General features: G+C 60.9%; 16 protein-coding genes. All 16 read left to right on the top strand.

All coding sequences use genetic code 11. The annotated features are described in order from the left end of the window. The first annotated feature begins 99 nt into the window (after nt 1-99). The 16 genes from ACMRQN_RS04750 (at nt 100) to rny (ending at nt 19654) form a co-directional block, all read left to right on the top strand. Entirely contained in the window at nt 100-1623 is a 1524-nt protein-coding gene (locus tag ACMRQN_RS04750) for a PASTA domain-containing protein (protein WP_418734024.1), read from the top strand. Between the two features lie 5 nt (nt 1624-1628). Beyond that, complete coding sequence (gene recO / locus ACMRQN_RS04745; protein WP_418734023.1) at nt 1629-2405, top strand: DNA repair protein RecO; 777 nt, start codon at nt 1629-1631, stop codon at nt 2403-2405. 15 nt (nt 2406-2420) lie between these two features. Further along, nucleotides 2421-2669, top strand: a complete 249-nt coding sequence (locus ACMRQN_RS04740; RefSeq protein ID WP_296058857.1) for a TIGR03905 family TSCPD domain-containing protein — start codon at nt 2421-2423, stop codon at nt 2667-2669. Nucleotides 2670-2846: 177 nt separating this feature from the next. After that, on the top strand, nt 2847-3134 hold the full coding sequence (rpsO, locus tag ACMRQN_RS04735; protein ID WP_158048528.1) for a 30S ribosomal protein S15: 288 nt from the start codon (nt 2847-2849) through the stop codon (nt 3132-3134). 164 nt (nt 3135-3298) lie between these two features. Further along, complete coding sequence (locus ACMRQN_RS04730) at nt 3299-5518, top strand: polyribonucleotide nucleotidyltransferase (protein ID WP_418734022.1); 2220 nt, start codon at nt 3299-3301, stop codon at nt 5516-5518. A gap of 39 nt (nt 5519-5557) precedes the next feature. Continuing rightward, nucleotides 5558-6334: a 4-hydroxy-tetrahydrodipicolinate reductase gene (dapB, locus tag ACMRQN_RS04725; protein ID WP_418734021.1), complete on the top strand. Its 777-nt coding sequence runs from the start codon at nt 5558-5560 to the stop codon at nt 6332-6334. A 98-nt stretch (nt 6335-6432) separates the two neighbouring features. Continuing rightward, nucleotides 6433-7329 (top strand): 4-hydroxy-tetrahydrodipicolinate synthase, encoded by an 897-nt coding sequence (dapA, locus tag ACMRQN_RS04720; protein WP_418734020.1) that lies wholly within the window; start codon nt 6433-6435, stop codon nt 7327-7329. 69 nt (nt 7330-7398) lie between these two features. After that, nucleotides 7399-9258: a ribonuclease J gene (locus ACMRQN_RS04715; protein WP_418734019.1), complete on the top strand. Its 1860-nt coding sequence runs from the start codon at nt 7399-7401 to the stop codon at nt 9256-9258. A gap of 84 nt (nt 9259-9342) precedes the next feature. Continuing rightward, nucleotides 9343-11949, top strand: coding sequence for a DNA translocase FtsK 4TM domain-containing protein (locus tag ACMRQN_RS04710; RefSeq protein ID WP_418734018.1), 2607 nt, complete (start codon nt 9343-9345; stop codon nt 11947-11949). Between the two features lie 3 nt (nt 11950-11952). Then, nucleotides 11953-13098, top strand: a complete 1146-nt coding sequence (locus ACMRQN_RS04705) for a helix-turn-helix domain-containing protein (RefSeq protein WP_418734017.1) — start codon at nt 11953-11955, stop codon at nt 13096-13098. Between the two features lie 14 nt (nt 13099-13112). Then, nucleotides 13113-13610, top strand: coding sequence for a YajQ family cyclic di-GMP-binding protein (locus ACMRQN_RS04700; protein ID WP_296058843.1), 498 nt, complete (start codon nt 13113-13115; stop codon nt 13608-13610). A 12-nt stretch (nt 13611-13622) separates the two neighbouring features. Then, the gene (gene rimO / locus ACMRQN_RS04695; RefSeq protein ID WP_418734016.1) at nt 13623-14936 is read left to right on the top strand and encodes a 30S ribosomal protein S12 methylthiotransferase RimO; all 1314 of its coding nucleotides are present in this window, start codon (nt 13623-13625) and stop codon (nt 14934-14936) included. Further along, nucleotides 14936-16102, top strand: coding sequence for a CDP-diacylglycerol--glycerol-3-phosphate 3-phosphatidyltransferase (gene pgsA, locus ACMRQN_RS04690; RefSeq protein WP_418734015.1), 1167 nt, complete (start codon nt 14936-14938; stop codon nt 16100-16102). The genes rimO and pgsA overlap by 1 nt, the downstream gene beginning before the upstream one ends. 173 nt (nt 16103-16275) lie before the next feature. After that, entirely contained in the window at nt 16276-17331 is a 1056-nt protein-coding gene (gene recA / locus ACMRQN_RS04685) for a recombinase RecA (RefSeq protein ID WP_158048538.1), read from the top strand. A gap of 6 nt (nt 17332-17337) precedes the next feature. Beyond that, nucleotides 17338-17904, top strand: coding sequence for a regulatory protein RecX (locus ACMRQN_RS04680; protein ID WP_418734014.1), 567 nt, complete (start codon nt 17338-17340; stop codon nt 17902-17904). A 217-nt stretch (nt 17905-18121) separates the two neighbouring features. Beyond that, nucleotides 18122-19654 carry a ribonuclease Y gene (rny, locus tag ACMRQN_RS04675; protein ID WP_296058835.1) on the top strand — a complete coding sequence of 511 codons (1533 nt, stop codon included), beginning with the start codon at nt 18122-18124 and terminating at the stop codon, nt 19652-19654. Nucleotides 19655-19657 lie beyond the last annotated feature (3 nt).

Genomic DNA, 19657 nt, shown 5'->3' with positions numbered 1-19657 from the left:
ATTGTCGCGTATCGGCCGGAGTGCGCTGCGACGCCGAAATCCCGACGGCCGTTCAGCTACAATAACGCAGATGAGACGTTTGAACGGGAGAATGCGCGCATGATGATCTGCCCTCATTGCCAAAGCGAAAATCGCGAAGGAGCCAAATTCTGCAATGAATGCGGGAGCCCTCTGCTCTCGAGCGCCGACAAGACGCAGGTCATCGATGCTGCCGCGCCCCTGAATACCGAGGACCCGATGGTGTCCTGCGCCGATGAGACGAGCTCCATCGAGCCCGTCATCGAAGACGACTCCGATTCCATCGACGATGCGGCTTTGTCGGACATCGAGGAAGCGGAAGACAAGGACCTCAGGGAAAGCTCCGACGAGCACGCGGCCTCACATGACGCGATCGATGATGCCGAACGCGAGGCACTCGATGAGGCCCTGCCGCGCATTGGCATCCCTCGAGCCGATTGCGCCGACTCCCTCGCCAGCGAGCAGACTCGCAAGATCGACCTGAACGCGGCGAATACCGTCGACCTGTCGGGCTTCGAACGGCTCGTCGACTCGAGCTATGTTCCGCCTGCGCGCTCGTGGCGCTCCGGCGATACGATGGAGCTTCCCAAAATCGAGGGCGAGCCCGCGCCCACCCAGAAGAAATACGAGTCACCCGACGCCGAGAAGGAAGCGAAGAAACGCAAGGCCGCCCGTAGGACCCACGCGATTGTCGCGGTCGTCGTCGCTGCCATCATTGCCGCCGCGGCAATCGGCATTACGTATTCGCTGGAACTATGGGGCGGAAAGACCGTGCCCGATGTGACGGGGGAGGCTCAGGCTGACGCGATCTGGCTCCTCGAGAGCAAGGGATTCGCCGTCGACACGTCGCAGGTAAAATCGGACGAAGTCGAGGGCATCGTTCTCATCACCGACCCCGCTGCAGGTTCGCGCGTTCCCAGCGGCACCACGGTGAACGTCTCCATTGCGACCCCGCGTGCCGTCCCCGACATCGTGGGGAGCACCCAAGATGAGGCGAAGGCCGCCTTCGAGAAAGAGGGCCTTGGCAACGTCACGTTCAAGACAGTGAAATCCGACGAGGCCGAGGGCACCGTGCTCGAAGTCGAGCCCCAAGCAGGAACGAAGGTGAAGTCGGCGACGGCCGTGGCCGTCACGGTTGCCGAGTCCTACGTTGTGCCTGACGTCACTGGCAAATCGCAGGACGACGCCACCGCCGCGCTCAAGGAGGCGGGCTTTGCCGTCGAAGTCGCAACCAAGTATTCCGAAGACAGCTCCGAGGGCACGGTGCTCTCCACCGATCCCGCCGCGGAGACCAAGCTGAAATCGGGCTCCACTGTGACGATCACCGTGTCGAAGTCGCGCGAGAAGGAGCTCGTCTCCGAAACCTATTCCTTCTTCAGCAAGGGCGCAACCGTTGTCATGGACGGCATTAACTACGAGGTGGTCTCCTGCGACAGCGTGAACTACGAGGGCGACGGGGTCGTGAGCTACACAATCACCGCCAAGAAGTTCGAGAACACGCTGCTTTTCGGCACGATTTACGGCTCGGCGGAGCAGAAGTCGGGCACCATCAAGTGGAACTCAGACAACAGCATCGCCTCCAGCAAACCATCGCTTAAGAAGTAGCGCTTGTGGCACGTCCCACCTATACCGCGCGCGTCATCGTCGTGCGCAAGACGAAGCTGGGGGAGAGCGACCTTATCCTCACCCTTCTTGCCGAGGACGGTTCGCAGCTTCGTACTGTCGCCAAGGGGGCGCGCAAGCCGAAAAGCAGCTTCGCCTCGCGGCTCGAACTCTTCTCGGTGGCAGACGTCCTCTGCTCAAAGGGCCGCTCGCTCGACGTGGTGTCCGAGGCGCGCCTTGTCGAAGGCAACGCCGCCCTGCGCGGCGACATCGAGCGCACCTCCGCCGCCGCCCCTATAGCCGAGCTCGTCGAGCGCACCACGCAGGCGGGCCTCGAATGCCCGAACCTCTTCGCGATGACGCAGACCGCGCTTCGGGCGATGTGCAACACTGATACCGCAGGTGCGCCCTCAATCGCTGCCGGTCATCTTCTGAAAGCCTTCGCCATGACCGGCGTGCGCCCCGTGCTCTCCGAATGCGCCGCTTGCGGAAATCCCGTGACGCCCCTGCCGGACGGCTCGCTCGCCTTCTCCCCGCGCGAAGGCGGTGTGATATGCTCGCACTGTCGAGCGCATACTGAAGCCGGCTACATCGACGCCCAAGCCGCCGAATGGTCGAACTTCCTTCTGCGCTCGACGTTTTCCGACATCGCAGGCGCGCGCATGGGGGTACGCGAGGCGTTCTCGGTGCTCGATCTGTGCCAGAGATGGTGCGTCGAGCATGTCGGCTGCAGGCTTCGCTCGCTCTCGTTTATGTTCACGAGCGGGCTTTACGAATCGAAATGACGGAAAAGAGGAAGAATGTACACCTACCGAACCAAAGGAGTTTGCTCGCGCGCCATCAACGTCGAGGTCGAGGGCGACACAATCAAACACGTCGACTTCATCGGCGGATGCAACGGCAACCTGAAGGCCATCTCCAAGCTCGTCGAGGGCAAAGACATTGCCGATGTCTGCTCGATCCTCGACGGAAACACCTGCGGCAACCGCTCTACGTCGTGCGCAGACCAGCTCTGCCACGCACTTCGCGAGGCGAAAGCTGCCGAATAACGGCAAGATTGTGCAGAACAGGTGGGAATGCCCCTTATCTCGCTTGCCGCACCGAAGACGTCCCATTACAATAAGCAGGCTGTCATAACGGCAGCTGGTTCGCCCCTAGTTCGCATGCGCCACCCGCTTGCCTACCCGGGACGATCGAGAGCTTAGATACTTGAAAGGTGGAAAACAATGGCAACGAAGCTCAGCATCTCCAAGGAGAAGACCGCCGAACTCATCAAGGAATTCGGCAAGTCCGACAACGACTCCGGCTCCGCCGAGGTCCAGGTCGCAATCCTCTCCGAGCGCATTCGCAATCTTACCGAGCATCTGAAGTCCCACAAGAAGGACAATCACACCCGTCGTGGCCTGATGAAGCTCATCGGTAAGCGTCGCGGCCTCCTGAAGCACATCAAGGAGCGCGACATCGAAGAGTACCGCGCACTCATCAAGAAGCTCGGTATTCGCGACAACATCTAAGCTTGGAACGTGGGCCCGCAACTTGCGGGTCCCGTGCTATATGCAAGGCGGTCGCGCATCGCATCCGGCGGGCGCGCTCGTGGAGGCGGGGGAATGTGAGTACCCCGCAGCCGAAGAAGCTCAGGCGCAATAGGGCGCATGAGGCTAAGAGAAAGAAAGAATACATGGAAAAGATCGTCGAATCCTTCGAGCTGTACGGCAAGCAGTACCGCTTCGAGACTGGCGAGCTGGCCAAGCAGGCAACCGGTGCCGTGCTGGTCACCCAAGGCGACACCACGATTCTCGTGACTGCCGTCGTCTCCAAGCAGGAGAAAGACTACGACTTCTTCCCCCTCACGGTCGATTACATCGAGAAGATGTACTCCGTCGGCCGCATCCCCGGCGGCTACCTGAAGCGCGAGGCACGTCCTTCCGAGAAGGGTACCTTAAACGCCCGCATGATCGACCGTCCGATCCGCCCCGGTTTCCCCGACGGTTACAAAAACGAGGTCCACATCGTCGCAACGACGCTCGTGTGCGACGGCGAGAATCAGCCTGACGTCATCTGCGTCGGCGGCGCGTCGGCGGCACTGCTTGTCGGCGGTGCCCCCTTCGACGGCCCTGCCGCCTGCGTCAAGATCGGCCGCAACGCCGAGACCGGCGAGTTCATCGTCAACCCCACCTACGAGGAGGACGCCAACTCCGACCTCGACCTCACCATCGCCGGCACCAAGGACTACATCTCGATGGTCGAAGCAGGCGCTAAGGAAATCTCGGAAGAGGACATGCTCGCTGCCATGACCTTCGGCCAGGAAGCGATCGCGGCGTTCTGCGACAAGCAGGCCGAGTTCATCGCTAAGGTCAACCCCACGCCGATGGAGTACAAGCTCCATACCCCCGCTCCTGAAATCGCCGAGCGCGTCGAGCCGTACTTCGATCGCATGTCCGCAGCACTCAAAGACGCCGACAAACTCTCGCGCATGGGCAAGGTCGAGGATCTGAAGGCCGAGATCACCACCAACGAGTTCTCCGACGAAGAGCGCGCAAGCTGGGGCTCCGACATCGCTGCCGCGCTTAAGAAGCTCGAGAAGAAGGCCATGCGCAAGATGGTCATTGAGACCGGTGAGCGCGCCGACGGCCGCCGTCCGGACGAGATCCGCCCGCTGCACATCGTGCCCGGTTACCTGCCCCGCGTCCACGGCTCTGGCCTCTTCCAGCGCGGCCAGACCCAGGCGCTTTCCATCTGCACGCTCGGCATGCTCAACGAGTGGCAGCGCCTCGACACCATCGAGCCGGTCGAGGGCAAGCGCTACATGCACCAGTACAACTTCCCGCCCTACTGCACCGGCGAAGTCGGCCGCATGGGTTCGCCGAAGCGCCGCGAGATCGGCCATGGCGCCCTCGCCGAGCGCGCGCTTCTGCCCGTGATCCCCTCCGAGGACGAGTTCCCCTACGCAATCCGCGTGGTCTCCGAGATCATGGAGTCCAACGGTTCCTCTTCGATGGCTTCCACCTGCGGCTCCACCCTTGCGCTCATGGATGCGGGCGTGCCTATCAAGGCCCCCGTCTCTGGCATCGCCATGGGCCTTATCAAGGAAGGCGATGACGTCGTCATCCTCTCCGACATCCAGGGCCTCGAGGACTTCCTCGGCGACATGGACTTCAAGGTCTGCGGCACGTCGAAGGGCATCACCGCACTTCAGATGGACAACAAGGCCAAGGGCCTGTCCGTCGACATCCTCGCCCGCGCGCTCAAGCAGGCACACGAAGGCCGCGCATTCATCCTGAGCGCCATGCTCGAGAAGCTGCCCGAGCCCCGCGCCGAGCTCCGCGACACCGCGCCGCGCATCGAGACCATCCACATTCCCGTCGACAAGATCCGCGACGTCATCGGTTCCGGCGGCAAGGTCGTCCGCGGCATCCAGGAGGAAACGGGCGCCAACATCGACATCCAGGAAGACGGCACCATCCACATCGCCGCAGTCGAGGGCAAGGCCGGCGAGGCTGCCAAGGCCATGATCTTAGGCATCGTGAAGGAGCCTGAAGTCGGCGAGATCTACGAGGGCGAAGTTGTCGGCATCAAGGACTTCGGCGCCTTCGTGAAGCTCACGCCGGGCAAGGACGGCCTGCTCCACATCTCCCGCGTCGCCAACGGCCGCGTGGGCAAGGTCGAAGACGTCCTCTCCCTGGGCGACATTGTGAAGGTGCAGGTTCTCGAAGTCGACCCGAAGACGGGCAAGATCTCGCTCGATCGCCTCGACAAGCCCGATGCTCCGGAAGGCTCCGCCGACAACGGCCGCGAGCATTCTCACCGCAACAACGACCGTGGTGAGCGCGACATGCGCCCCGGCCGCAGCCAGCGTTCGAGCAACGGCCGCACGCCGCGCCGTCGCCACGAGGCTTAAAAACTAGCACTATCCGATTGCGAAAGAAACGGGGACACCATGATTAAAGTAGCTGTTTCTGGATGCTTCGGCCGCATGGGTTCGGCGGTCATCGACGCCGTGAGCGCCGCAGACGACATGGAAGTCGCCTGCGGCATCGACCCCTTCCCCAAAGAGGGGGCAACTTTCACGGTCTTCTCCTCGATGGAGGAGGCCGTGACTGCCGGCGGATTCGACGTCGTCGTCGACTTCACGCAGCCGAGCGTCATCGAGGGAAATCTTCGCTGTGCGCTGCCTGCGGGCATCGATTGCGTCGTCGGCACGACGGGACTCTCCGATGAGAAGCTCAACGAACTCGCCGCGCTCGCTCCTTCCGGGACCTGCTTGTTCTACGCCCCGAACTTCACGACGGGCGCGGTGCTCATGATGGAGTTCGCCAAGGCGGCAGCCCCTTACTTCCCCGAGGCGGAAGTCATCGAGATGCACCACTGCAACAAGAAGGACGCGCCTTCGGGCACCGCCATGCGCACGGCGCAGATCATCTCGGATGCGCGAGGCGGCCGCGCGAGCGAGGCACCTGGGGCCGAGACGGAGCTTCCAGGGGCCGAAGGTGCGCGCGGTGCGCTCATCTCGGGTGTTCCGGTGCACTCCGTGCGCTCGATGGGCTTCGTTGCGAGCCAGGAGGTTATCTTCGGATCGATGGGGCAGACGCTCACCATCCGTCACGACTCCTGGGACCGAGCGTCCTATATGCCCGGCGTTTTGCTGGGTATCAGGAGCGTCGGTGCTCGTGAGGGCCTGATTGTAGGTTTGGAGAACTTCATGCATGAGGCGTAATCCGCCCTGCGCACTTTGGCATAATAGATAAATCGAGCATATGTTCGCCTCCTTGCCTTTATGGCGGGGAGGCGCACGCATGAATTAAGGAGACGCCCATGTCGAACGTTGAACCCCGCTTCGGTCGCCTGATCACCGCTATGGTCACGCCCTTCAACGATGAGCGCGAACTCGACCTCGACCGCGCGCAGACACTTGCCACGCGCCTTATCGAAGGCGGTAACGACTCGCTTATCATCAATGGAACCACCGGCGAGAGCCCCACGGTCTTCTACCCTCAGAAGATCGAGCTTTTCCGCGCCGTCGTCGAGGCGGTCGGCGGCAAGGCCCCCGTCATCGCCAACGTGGGGGACAACTGCACAGCCGACACCGTCGACTTCGCCAAGGACGTCGCGAAACTCGGTGTCGACGGCTTCATGTGCGTCGTCCCGTACTACAACAAGCCTCCGCAAGAGGGAATGTACCAGCACTTCAAGACCATTGCGGATGCGGTGGAGCTCCCCATTATCCTCTACAACATCCCTGGCCGCTGCGTTGTCAATATGGAAGCTGAGACCACGCTGCGCCTCGCTAACGATTGCGAGAACGTCATCGCCGTGAAGGAAGCGTCCGGCAAGATGGATCAGATCGCAACCATCGCCGCTGCCGCTCCCGAGAGCTTCAGCGTGTATTCCGGCGACGACTCCGCAACTTATGACGTCATGCGCCTCGGCGGTGCGGGTGTCATCTCGACCACCGGCAACGTCGCGCCGGAGCGCATGAAGGAGCTCGTCACGAAGTGCGCCGAAGGCAAGTGGGACGAGGCATGGGCTGCCCACGAAGCGCTTTTGCCGCTTATGAACGGCCTGTTCGAGACCTCGAACCCCATTCTTGTGAAGGAAGCCCTCAAGCTTGTCGGCTTCCCCGTCGGCGGCGTGCGCCTGCCGCTTATCGACGCCACCGCCGAGCAATCGGCACGCCTCGCATCGATCATGCGCGAGGTCGGCGTCCTTTAATCGATCAGCGCGAACGCCCGCAGGTGAATTGCGCCTGCGGGCGTTCGCGTACCGTGATAAAGGAAATATATGGAAAAGGAAAAACATACTGAATCAGCTTCTCGGCAGCCCGACAACGGTGCCGCGGAGAAGGGAAAGAAAACCAAAACATACAAGCATGTGAAGCTCGAGCATAAACGCCCCCAGCTTACCAAGGGTGGGGAAGCGGGCGACGGCTCTCAGAAGAAGCGCAAGCCCACCCAAAGGAAGCGTTCGTCGAGCGCGGGCAAGGACCCCAAGGCCAAGCTGAAGATTATTCCTCTTGGTGGCCTTGACGCCATTGGCAAGAACATGACCGTGTTCGAATGCGGAAACGATATGATCGTCGACGATGCCGGCCTTATGTTCCCCGACGACAATCATCCCGGCGTCGACCTTATCCTGCCGGACTACACCTATGTGCTCGAGCACGCCGACAAGCTGCGCGGCATCGTCATCACGCACGGCCACGAGGACCACACGGGCACGATCCCGTACCTCCTGAAAGATCTCGATCGCCAGGTTCCCATCTATGCGACCAAGCTCACGCTCGGCCTCATCGAGGGAAAGCTCGCCGAGCACCGTATCAAGAACGCCAAGCTTGTTGAAATCAAGCCCGGCCAGCAGGTGAAGATGGGCTGCTTCACGACGGAGTTTTTCGCTGTGAACCACTCGATTCCCGGCGCCGTGGGCGTGTTTCTGCAGAGCCCGGCTGGCAACGTGCTGCACACCGGCGACTTCAAGCTCGACCAGACCCCGATCGACGGCGTCCACTTCGACTTCGGTGCGCTTGCACGCTACCACGAAATCGGAGTCGACCTCATGATGAGCGACTCCACGAACGCGACGAAGTCCACGTTCACGCCGAGCGAGGCCGAAGTAGGTAAGACCCTGAACCGCATCATCAGCCAGGCGAAGCAGCGCGTCATCATCGCATCGTTTGCGAGCCATATCCACCGCATGCAGCAGATCTGCGACGCCGCGCGCGCGAACGGCCGCAAGGTTGTCGTCACAGGCCGCTCGATGGTGCAGAACACCGATATCGCCCGCAAGCTGGGATACCTCAACATTCCCGACGAGGACCTCATCGATGCTTACGAACTGAAGGGCATCCCGCCCGAGAAAGTCGTCATCATGTGCACGGGCAGCCAGGGCGAGCCGCTCTCGGCCCTCGCGCGCATCGCGAACGGCGAGCACAAGACGATCGACATCGAGGAAGGCGACACCGTCATCATCTCGGCGACGCCTGTCCCCGGCAACGAGAAGGCCGTCACGCGCGTCATCAACTCGCTCGCGAAGATCGGCGCGGACGTGTACGACAAAAGCCGTGCGCGCGTCCATGTTTCGGGACACGCGGGTGCTGAGGAGCTCAAAATCGTCCTCTCGATCGTGCAGCCGAAGTCCTTTATGCCCGTCCACGGAGAGTCGACGCACCTTCGCGCCCACGCTCGCCTTGCGGAAGCAACCGGCGTACCTAAGGACAACATCTTTTTGTGCGAGAACGGCGAATCGCTCGAGCTCACTCCCCGCGGCGTCCATCGTGGCGAGGTTGTCCAGAGCGGCATCGTCTACGTCGACGGCCTATCGGTCGGCGACACCTCGCAAGACGTCCTCGACGAGCGCTGCGCACTCGGTGAGCAGGGCTTTGCTTGCATTGCAGCTGCCGTCTCGCTTTCGCGCCACGAGGTGCAGGGCGAGGTCCAGGTGGAGATGCGCGGCATCACCGGCGGCGACGACGCCTACCTCGCGCGCGACGCAGAAGCTGCCGTAAAGAGCGCGCTTCGCAAGGCGCTTGGCAAGAACGCCACGCTCAAGGAGGCCAAGAAAGCCGCGCGCGACGCGCTTTTGTCCCTGCTGTGGGAGCGCACCAAGCAGCGCCCCATGGTTATCGCCAACCTGCTTGAGATCTAAACGACCCAACACGCCCCTGCGCCCCAGCGACGCAGGGGCCTGCTTCGCAAACACGCAGCATCAACGAACCAGTTAGGAGCAACAGTGGCTCGGAAGCCATCTTCGTCGTCGAGGAACACCGCCGCAAACCGTCGCTCGCAAGGTGCGGGGTCTGGGAAGCCGGGCACGCGCAAGGGGCGCAACCCCCGCGCCCAGAAGGCGGCTGACGCCGAACGCGATTCCCGCAAGCTCATCGACGAGTACGCGAAACGCGATATCGTGGGCATCGCCTTCACGGTCGCGGCCGTTGTGCTCTTCATCGCGGCCGTCATGCGCTCCGACGCAATCGTGACCTCCTTCATTTCGAGTGCGCTTCATCTCACGCTCGGAATCGGTGCCTATATCCTGCCACTGTTCCTGCTCGCTATCGGAATAACCTTTCTCATCCGCTTCGAAGCAGAACGCGTGCCGACCCGCGTCGCAGTGGGTCTTGCGCTCGTTTTCGTCGCTCTGCTCGCAGTGTTCGCGCTCGCGACGCCATTGCCTGAGGGGGGCGACCCTGCGGGCATCCTGTTCAGCGAGCACGAGCTGACCGTTCGGGGCGGCTATATTGGAGCGGGTATCGCCTGGCTCGGCATCACATTATTCGGGCAGGTCATCACGATGGTTATCGTTGTCGGCGTCGCTGTTGCCGGCGTGTGCATCATCGGCTTCTCCATCTCCAAGCTTATTGAGAAAATCAGGGAAAGCCGCGCCGAGCGCCGAGCGGAGGAGGGTGCGGGCGCGTCGTTCCCCTTCGCAAGGATTCGCCGCAACTCAAAGGGAATCGATACGGCAAATGAGGAAGCTCCCGAGGTCGACGGCAGTGCCGAGACGCAGGTCATCGCCGCGCATCCCCTGGCAACCCCCGAATCCATCGCACAGGGAACGTCTTCCTCCGCGAAAACCCGAACCCTCGGCCGCGCAGAGCGCAAGGCGGCTCGCCTCGCCGAGCTCGAGGAGCAACAGTCGAGCACTTCCGATGGGGGAGAGGCTCAACCTGCCTCGATGCCGACCCGCAGGATCGAGCCCATCGAGGGCACGTCATCGTCGCTCACGCGAAAGCTCGGCAAAAAGGCTGACTCCAACGCAGTGGCACCGCAAGAAGAAGCGTCCAAGCCCAAGAGGGCGGCGCGCGCGAAACTGCCCGCAAGCGCCCCGACGCCGCTCGAAGGGTTCACGCTGCCCTCGATGGACCTGCTTTCCTACTCTAGCGATCCCGAGAAGGACCGTGCGTCCGAAATCGAGCTCCAGGATACGGCTGCCCACCTGCAGGAAACGCTCGCCGACTTCCATATCATGGCCGACGTCGTCGGGTGGGTCGCAGGCCCCACGGTCACACTCTTCAAAGTCGACCTGCCCGCCGGTGTGCGCGTGAGCCGCGTCACAGCGCTCTCCGACGACATCGCGCTCGCGCTCGCCGCCCCGGGTGTTCGCATCTTTGCGCCCATTCCCGGAACGAACTACGTCGGTATCGAGGTACCTAACCGTACTCGCCAGACCGTCTTTCTAGGCGACGTCCTTAAAGACGCCGACGGCGGCCCGCTGCTCATGGCCATCGGCAAAGATGTCGAGGGCACGTCGATCATCACCGACCTCGCGAAGATGCCCCACCTGCTCATCGGCGGCACGACCGGCTCCGGCAAATCGGTGTCCATCAACGCGATGATCATGTCGATTCTCATGCGCGCGACGCCCGCCGAAGTCCGCTTCATCATGATCGACCCGAAGCGCGTCGAATTCACGCCCTATAACGGGATTCCCCATCTCTACGTCCCGGTCGTGACCGAGGCGAAGGAGGCGGCGAGCGCGCTCGCCTGGGGCGTCGCCGAGATGGAGCGCCGACTGAAGGTCTTCTCGAAGGTCGGCGCCAGAAACATCGGCCAATACAACGCGAAGGTGCATGCGGCTCTTGAGAGCGCGGAGGCGACCGAGGAACCCGTTCCCGAGGAGCTTGCCACGCAGCTTCCCTATATCGTGATTATCATTGACGAGCTTGCCGACCTCATGATGAACGTCGGCAAGGAAGTCGAGTTCTCTATCAGCCGCATCGCGCAACTTGCCCGTGCTGCGGGCATTCATCTCATCGTGGCGACGCAGCGCCCTTCCACCAACGTGGTGACCGGTCTCATCAAGGCGAACATCACGAATCGCATCGCGTTCAACGTGGCGTCCGGCATTGACTCGCGCGTTGTCTTGGACACCCCAGGCGCTGAGAACCTCATCGGTTTGGGTGACATGCTCTTCAGCAAGCCCGAGTACGCGAAACCGCAGCGTATCCAGGGGTGCTACGTCTCCGAGGACGAGATCAACGCCGTCGTCGATGCGCTGAAGGAACAGGGACAGCCCGAGTATCACTCCGAGATTTTGAAGACCAACATCGTGACGAACCTCTCGCAGTCGCCCGACGGTTCAGGCGGCACGGTGGAGGAGGATGACCCGCTTATCTGGGAAGCGGCCGACATCGTCGTGTCATCGGGTCTCGGATCGACCTCGAACATTCAAAGGCGCTTGAAGGTGGGGTATTCGCGAGCAGGTCGTATAATGGACATGCTTGAGGAACATGGAGTTGTCGGTCCGCCCAACGGCAGCAAGCCGCGCGAGGTTCTCGTCGACGCCATGGAGCTCGAGACACTGAAAGCATTCGAAGCGAACGACGCCGCAAAGGAGTAGAAGGTGGCTAGCAATACGACATTCGGCGCTGTGCTCAGGGAAGCGCGCGAACGCCGGGGGATGGACGTCCAATCCATCGCACGGCAGATGCGCGTTCGCGCCGACATCATTCGCGCAATCGAGAACAACGACTTCACGCGCATGCCGCCTCGCGGATACGCGAAGAACATGGTCGCCACCTACGCGCGCATCGTCGGCGTCAATCAGACGACCATCACGCGGATGTACCTCGAGGCCGCAAACGCCTACGAGACGGGGAAGATGAAAAACGACTCGTCGCGCGTTCCGAACATGAGGTCACAGCGCTCGTCGCGCGGCTCGAGCTCGCGACAGCCAGACAATTCCTCGCGCAGGTCATCGGGGCGCCTCATGTTCGACGACAGGCACGACACACGAGGAACAGCTCGCGGAAACGACCATGTGCACACCTCGCGCAGGCCGCTCTCGCCGGGAAGCCCTCAGTACACCAACCTCTACGCGGCACCGCAGAACGTGGCGCAACAGCGCCCGAAGCTTCCGCTTCTCATCGGCATCGGCATCATCGCCGTGATTATTATCATCATCTGCGTGTTCGTGTTCGGCGGCAAAGAGTCCCAACCCGCTCAGGAAACACCGACTGTGCCCATCACGGGCTTGTCAGATACGTCGAACAAGCAGGCGCAAGGCGACTCCGAGAGCACCTCGAACTCAGACTCCCAGACCCAGCAGTCCTCCGTCGCGCCGACGAAGGCCACCTTCACCTACAAGGTCGCGTCGGGTTCGAGCGTCTACATCGAGATCTACGAGGGCGATTCGAGCTCGGCATCTGTCGCCGAGACGGTAACGGGGCCGGCCGAGAAGTCCTTCGACGTCACGACTAAGCTGCGCTTCATCTCCGACGCTTCGAGCGCAGTCGAGGTCACCGTCGACGGGGAGAAGGTCGACTTGACCGAGAACAGCAACGGCATGTACGACTACACCGTCGACTTCTCGCAGATTCTTGCGAAATGGCAGCAGGACCACGGCCAGTCGTCCTCGTCGTCGAGTGCAACCTCAAGCGATTCTGCGAAGTCGACTTCGACGTCATCATCCAACAGCACGAAAAGCACCACCTCTTCTTCGTCGAGCAATGCAACATCGACGAAGAGCACGACCCGCACATCCGAATAACCAAGGAGGCCCACATGGCAAAGGAATCGAGCTTCGATATCGTATCGACCGTTGACATTCAGGAAGTCGACAACGCTTTCCAGCAGGCTAAGCGCGAGATTTCGCAGCGCTACGATCTGAAGGACTCGGGCGCTGAGATCACGCTCGACAAGCAGAACAAGACCCTGGGGATCCACGCACCGGCTGACTTCGTCGCTCGCCAGGTGAAAGACGTGATCGGCAGCAAGCTCGTGAAGCGCGGGATCGAGCTTACCGCTGTGAAGTGGGGAGAACCGCAAGCCGCAACCGGGCAGAGCGTGCGTCTTTCCGCCACGATCGTCGACGGCATTGACAAGGAGACGGCAAGCAAGATCAGCAAGGACATCCGCAACCTCAAGCTGAAGTGCAAGGCGACCATCGAAGGCGACAAGCTCCGCGTCTCCTCGGCTTCCCGTGACACGCTTCAGGAGGTTATTGCCTTCTTGAAAGGCCAAGACTACGGTCAACCGCTTCAGTACACGAACTATCGCTAGGAATCCTTGTTCATGACAGTGGAAGTTACCCAAGGCGGCGGGCGCTCCGTCGCCTTCATCACGCTCGGCTGCGCCAAAAACGAAGTCGACTCCGAGAAAATGCGCGCAAAGGCAAAAGTCGCGGGCTACCGAATCGAGCAAGACCCCGAGAAGGCCGATGCGATCATCATCAACACCTGCTCGTTCATTCAAAGTGCTACAGAGGAAAGCCTCGAGGCAATTTTCGAGGCAGCGGGCATGGAAAACGTCGCCTCGGGAGATGCCAAGCTTATCGTCGCAGGTTGCATGCCGGCACGCTACGGCGACGAGCTTGCGGCAGAGCTGACCGAGGCCTGCGCTTTTGTCCCCTGCAGCAAGGAGGACGATCTCGGAGAAATCCTTAATGCCCTGTTCGGAGGCTCGCCCGAGCGCACCGCGGCGGACGATGACTCCAATGACGAGCCCTCAAGCGTCTCGGCGTACGTGAAGATTTCCGACGGCTGCGACCGCTTCTGCTCGTATTGCGCGATTCCCTATATTCGCGGGCGTTACCACTCTTTCGCACTCGAAGACATCGACCGCGAAGTGGCTGCTTATGTCGCGAAGGGCGCACGGGAAATCGTGCTCATCGCGCAGGACACCGGCCGCTGGGGACAGGACTTCGAGGAACCGTCATCGCTTGCAGCGCTCATGGGCGAGCTTGCGGAGCGCTACCCATCGACGTGGTTTCGCGTCATGTATGTCCAGCCTGAGGGAATCACCGACGAGCTGCTCAAGACCATAGCAGACCACGACAACATCTGTTCCTACCTCGATATTCCGCTCCAGCATGTCGACAAAACGCTTCTACACGCCATGAATCGAGCAGGCTCACGCGAGAAGTATCTGGCACTCGCCGAGCGCATTCGCGCAGCAATTCCTGAAGTCACCTTGCGCACGACGCTGATCGCTGGCTTCCCCGGAGAAACGGAAGACCAGTTCGAAGAGTTATGCGATTTCGTCTCCGAAGGGCTTTTCGACTACATAGGCGTCTTCGCGTACTCCCGCGAGGAGGGCACGGCCGCATACGAGCTGCCTGGGCAGATCGACGAAGACATCAAGGCCGAGCGCGCGCAGACCTTGCGCGACCTTGCAGACGCATCGTGCACACCGCGCATCGCGCAACGCGTCGGGCGGGAAATGGACGTGCTCGTAGAGGGCGTCGAAGAGGACGGACAGCTGTTCGGCCGTGCGATGTGCCAGGCACCCGACGTTGACGGCGAGACCTACCTCACCGAGGGGAACGTGGGCGACATCGTTCGTGTCCGAATTGCCGACACGCTGCTCTACGAAATGGAGGCCGAGTAATGTCGACCGAGTTGAAGCCGGGGGAGACCGACAAGCTTTGGACGATCTCCAACATCATCACGCTCGTGCGCATCTGCCTCGTCCCGGTGTTCGTCGTCGCGCTTATCACCCCCTGGCCGACCTGGTTCAGTATTGCAGGCGTTTCATCGACCACTAAAAGCCTTATCGCGGCCCTTATCTTCATTCTGATATCATGTACGGATTGGCTTGATGGCTACCTCGCGCGCAGCCGTGGCGAGGTGACGAACTTCGGCAAGTTCATGGACCCACTTGCGGACAAGATTCTCGTCTGTGCAGCGCTTCTCGCGCTGGTTGAGCTCCGGGTCCTGCCTTCTTGGCCGGTGCTCATCATCTTGGCACGCGAATTCATCGTGTCTGGCATCCGCATGGTCGCCGCAGACAAGGGCGTCGTCATCGCGGCAAGCTGGTATGGCAAGGCGAAGACCGTCACACAGATCATCGCGATCGTACTGTTTATCGTGAAGGACTCCATCCTCCCCGTGACCAGCCCGAACCCCTTCGATAACCCGCTCTACGTGCTCTCATGGCTTGCCATGATCGTAGCGCTCGCTCTCACCATCATCTCGATGATGGATTACTTCGCAAAGGCGCGCCACCTTCTCGGACTCACCACGAGCAAGGAACGAGCTCTCCTGCGAGAGGAGAACGCGAAGAACGAAACGAACGAGGACATCGCACGTCGCATCATAGAAAGCGCGAGCGAGAAGGGTGCGACCATCGGGTGCGCCGAGAGTCTGACAGGAGGCCTCATCGCGGGCACTCTCACGGCGATTCCCGGTAGCTCGCAGGTCGTGCACGGCGCGATTGTGAGCTATGTGAACGACATCAAGCATCGCGAGCTCGGCGTTGACGCAGAGGTTCTCAAGACCGAAGGGGCCGTCTGCGAAACGGTCGCCCGGCAGATGGCAGAGGGCGCACGCAAGAACCTCGATGTCGACATAGCCGTCGCTGTGACGGGGATCGCAGGTCCCGGCGGGGAAGAGCCAGGCAAGCCGGTCGGCACCGTATGGGCCGCGTTGTCCACGCAAAACGCCTGCAAAGCAACGTGCTTCCATTTCGAAGGGAATCGCGAAGAGGTTCGCAATGCGACAGTTCGAGAAGCTTTGCGCATGATCGAGGGCGCGCTTTCGACGAGTTTCGCTTAATTTCCTGCAGATAAGCTGCCAGGAATCGGGAAGGTTTTCGTAAAAGCTCTGTCAGAATGCGACGTTACGATTCGGTTGAGGCAAGTTCCACCACGAGCCTTGACTCACAAACGTTTGTTCGTATAATGAGGAGCTATGACATGGACGAAATCGCCGTAATCGGAGGAGAAGGAATGAACGACGAAAAAGCCAAGATGCTCAAGATCACAACCGATCAGATCGAGCAGAAATTCGGTCGGGGATCGATCATGAAGCTTGGCGAAGGAGGCGAGCACCTCAACATCGGCGTCATTCCAACTGGGGCCTTGCCGCTCGACGCAGCCCTCGGAATCGGAGGCGTGCCTCGTGGCCGCATCATCGAGATTTACGGCCCTGAATCATCGGGCAAGACAACCCTTGCCCTCCAAATTCTCGCCGAAGCCCAAGCGATGGGCGGTGTGGTCGCCTTCATCGACGCCGAGCATGCGCTCGACCCTGTGTATGCCGCACGCCTCGGTGTCGACATCGACGAGGTGCTCATCTCCCAACCCGACACGGGCGAGCAAGCGCTCGAAATCTGCGATATGCTCGTGCGCTCCGGTGCGATCGACGCCGTCGTAGTCGACTCGGTCGCGGCGCTGGTCCCCCGAGCTGAAATTGAAGGCGAGATGGGTGATACCACCGTCGGACTTCAGGCGCGACTCATGTCTCAGGCGCTGCGCAAACTCGCAGGCTCCCTTTCAAAATCGAACACAACCTGCATCTTCATCAACCAGCTCCGCGAGAAGATCGGCGTGATGTTCGGCAACCCCGAAACCACCACAGGCGGCCGCGCCCTGAAGTTCTTCTCCAGCGTGCGTATCGATATTCGCCGCATCGACAGCATTAAGAAGGACGGCGAGGTCGTGGGCAACCGCGTTCGCGCAAAAGTCGTCAAAAACAAGGTCGCGCCTCCGTTCCGCCAGGCTGAGTTCGACCTCATGTACGGCGAGGGAATCTCCCGTGAGGGCTGCATCGTCGATATGGCCGTCGAATGCGGCGTCGCAAAGAAGAGCGGCGCGTGGTATACCTACGGCGAAGAGCGCTTGGGACAGGGCCGCGAGGCTGCGAAGGCTACATTGCGTCAAAATCCCGAGATGAGGGAAGAGCTCGAAAACAAAGTTCGCGAAGCGTTCGAAATCCCCATCCCGACGCGCACCGCAGAAGAGGCCGATGCAGTCACCCCCGTCGCCAAGCCGAAGAAGAAATAGCGGTTCATGGCAACGCTCGTCGACATAGAGCAGCTAAAGCGCAATATCAGGGAAATCGAGTCCTCCTCCGTTTATGAAGAGACCGGCTTGGCGGAGGAGGAGTCAAAGGCCTTCAAGAAAATACTGAAACTCGCAAGCATTCGAGAGCAAGCGAGCAAGAAGCTCCACGAGCGGCTTATCAAGGACGGCTTCAGCGAACAGGCTGTCTCGAACGCCCTTGGGCGCGCAATCGAGGCGCACATCGTCGACGACGCGCGCTATGCCGAAGCCTTCATGCGCACCCAGCTGGCGCAGGGCAAAGGCCGCCGCGGCGTCGAGCGCGCTCTCGAACAGCTGGATGTCGACTCGCCTTCCGAAGAAGCTTGGCAGCTCGCCTACGAGCAATTCGGAGACGATGAGCTCGAGCGCGCGATGGATCTTTTAAACCGAAAACCACCGCGGTCGAAGAATCTTCGAGAAGGCGCCTATCGTAAGCTCGTCCAAAAAGGCTACAGCGCAGACGTCGCCGCTTCCGCCGCGAGACGCTGGAGCGAGTCTCTTGCTGCACCTGAATGCGAATATTTCGCCGACTAAGCGAGCAATTTCGCATTTTTTGACCTTGAGGGTTATATGACCAGCAAACATCCTCTATTATGTATGGAGGCATAAGTGATTTGCGTCCCATGAGGGACTTCATATATATCTATAACCCAATATGACGCTCCTTTTGATACGCGTTTCGCTTTGGCCCGGTATTGTCCGGGTTTTTTATGTCATGACTACTGGAAACCAAAAAGGGAAGGGGGAGCATATGCCCGGAATTGCATGGCTGATCATCGGCGCAATCGTCGGCATAGCTCTCGGCTTCGTCATCACCCGCTACGTAATCAACGCCTCGACGAAGAAAGCTGCTCAAGAGGCCGACGACATGATTGCTGACGCAAAACGACAAGCCGAGACGATGCGCAAAGAGGCGGTCCTCGAAGCAAAGGATCAGGCTCTCAAACTCAAGCAGGAAGCCGAAGCGGAAAACAAGGAGCGCATGAAAGAGGTGCGCGCCGCTGAGAACCGTGTCTCCCAGCGTGAAGAATCGCTCGATCGTCGCGTTGAGTCGCTCGACGCAAGGGAGCATCAAATTTCCTCGTTGCAGGGCCAGATCGAACGCCGCGAGCGCGATGTCGCTCAAGTCGAGCAAGAAGCATCGCAGCGCCTTGAGCGCATCGCGGGCATGACGCCTGAGGAAGCGAAGAACGAACTGCTCACCTCGCTGAAGGATGAGGTTGCTCACGAATCTGCCGCGATCATCCGCGATGCGGAAGCGCAGGCGAAAGCCGAGGCAGACAAGAAGTCCCGCATGATCTTGAGCCTCGCCATCCAGCGCGTGGCTGCCGACCATTCGGCTGAGAACACGGTGTCGACGATTCATATCCCGTCCGACGACCTCAAAGGCCGCATTATCGGACGAGAAGGCCGCAATATCCGTTCGTTCGAGCAGCTCACCGGCACGAACCTCATCATCGACGACACTCCCGAGTGCGTCACCATTTCATGCTTCGACCCCGTTCGCCGCGAAATCGGTCGCGTCACGATGGAGAACCTCATCGCTGACGGCCGCATCCACCCTGCGCGCATTGAGGAGATGTTCGGCAAAGCCGAGCAGTACGTTAACCAGCGCGTTCGCGAAGCGGGCGAGCAAGCGGCTTTCGACACGGGGATCCACGACCTGCATCCCGAGCTCGTAAGAACCCTAGGCCGCCTTCGTTACCGTACCTCGTACGGTCAAAACGTGCTCAACCACTCGCTTGAGGTTGCATATCTCTCCGGCGTCATGGCCTCCGAACTTGGACTCGACCCGATTCCCGCCAAGCGAGCCGGCTTGCTGCACGACCTAGGCAAGGCGGTCGACCACGAAGTCGAGGGCAGCCATGCCGTCATCGGCGCAGACCTTGCACGCCGCTTCGGAGAGCGTCCCGAAATCGTCCACGCGATCGAAGCACACCACAACGACGTCGAGCCGAACAGCGTCCTCGACGTACTCGTGCAGGCCGCCGACGCCGTTTCCGCTGCGCGCCCTGGTGCACGTAAAGAAACCCTCGACGCATATGTCAAGCGTCTTGAGAAGCTCGAGGAAATCGCCAACTCCTACAAGGGCGTCGAGCGCACCTACGCTATCCAGGCCGGCCGCGAAGTTCGCGTCATGGTCGAGCCTGAAGTTGTCGACGAGGCTCAGACCGTCGTCTTAGCTCACGATATCGCTCACCGCATTGAGAGCGAGATGCAGTACCCGGGGCAGGTCAAGGTCGTTGTCATCCGCGAAAGCCGAGCCATCGGGATCGCGAAATAATAC

It is taken from the genome of Ellagibacter sp. (assembly GCF_048412355.1).
Classification (GTDB): Bacteria; Actinomycetota; Coriobacteriia; order Coriobacteriales; family Eggerthellaceae; genus Ellagibacter.
Note: the sequence above shows the minus strand (reverse complement) of the source record. Positions and strands in the feature narration are given on the sequence as shown.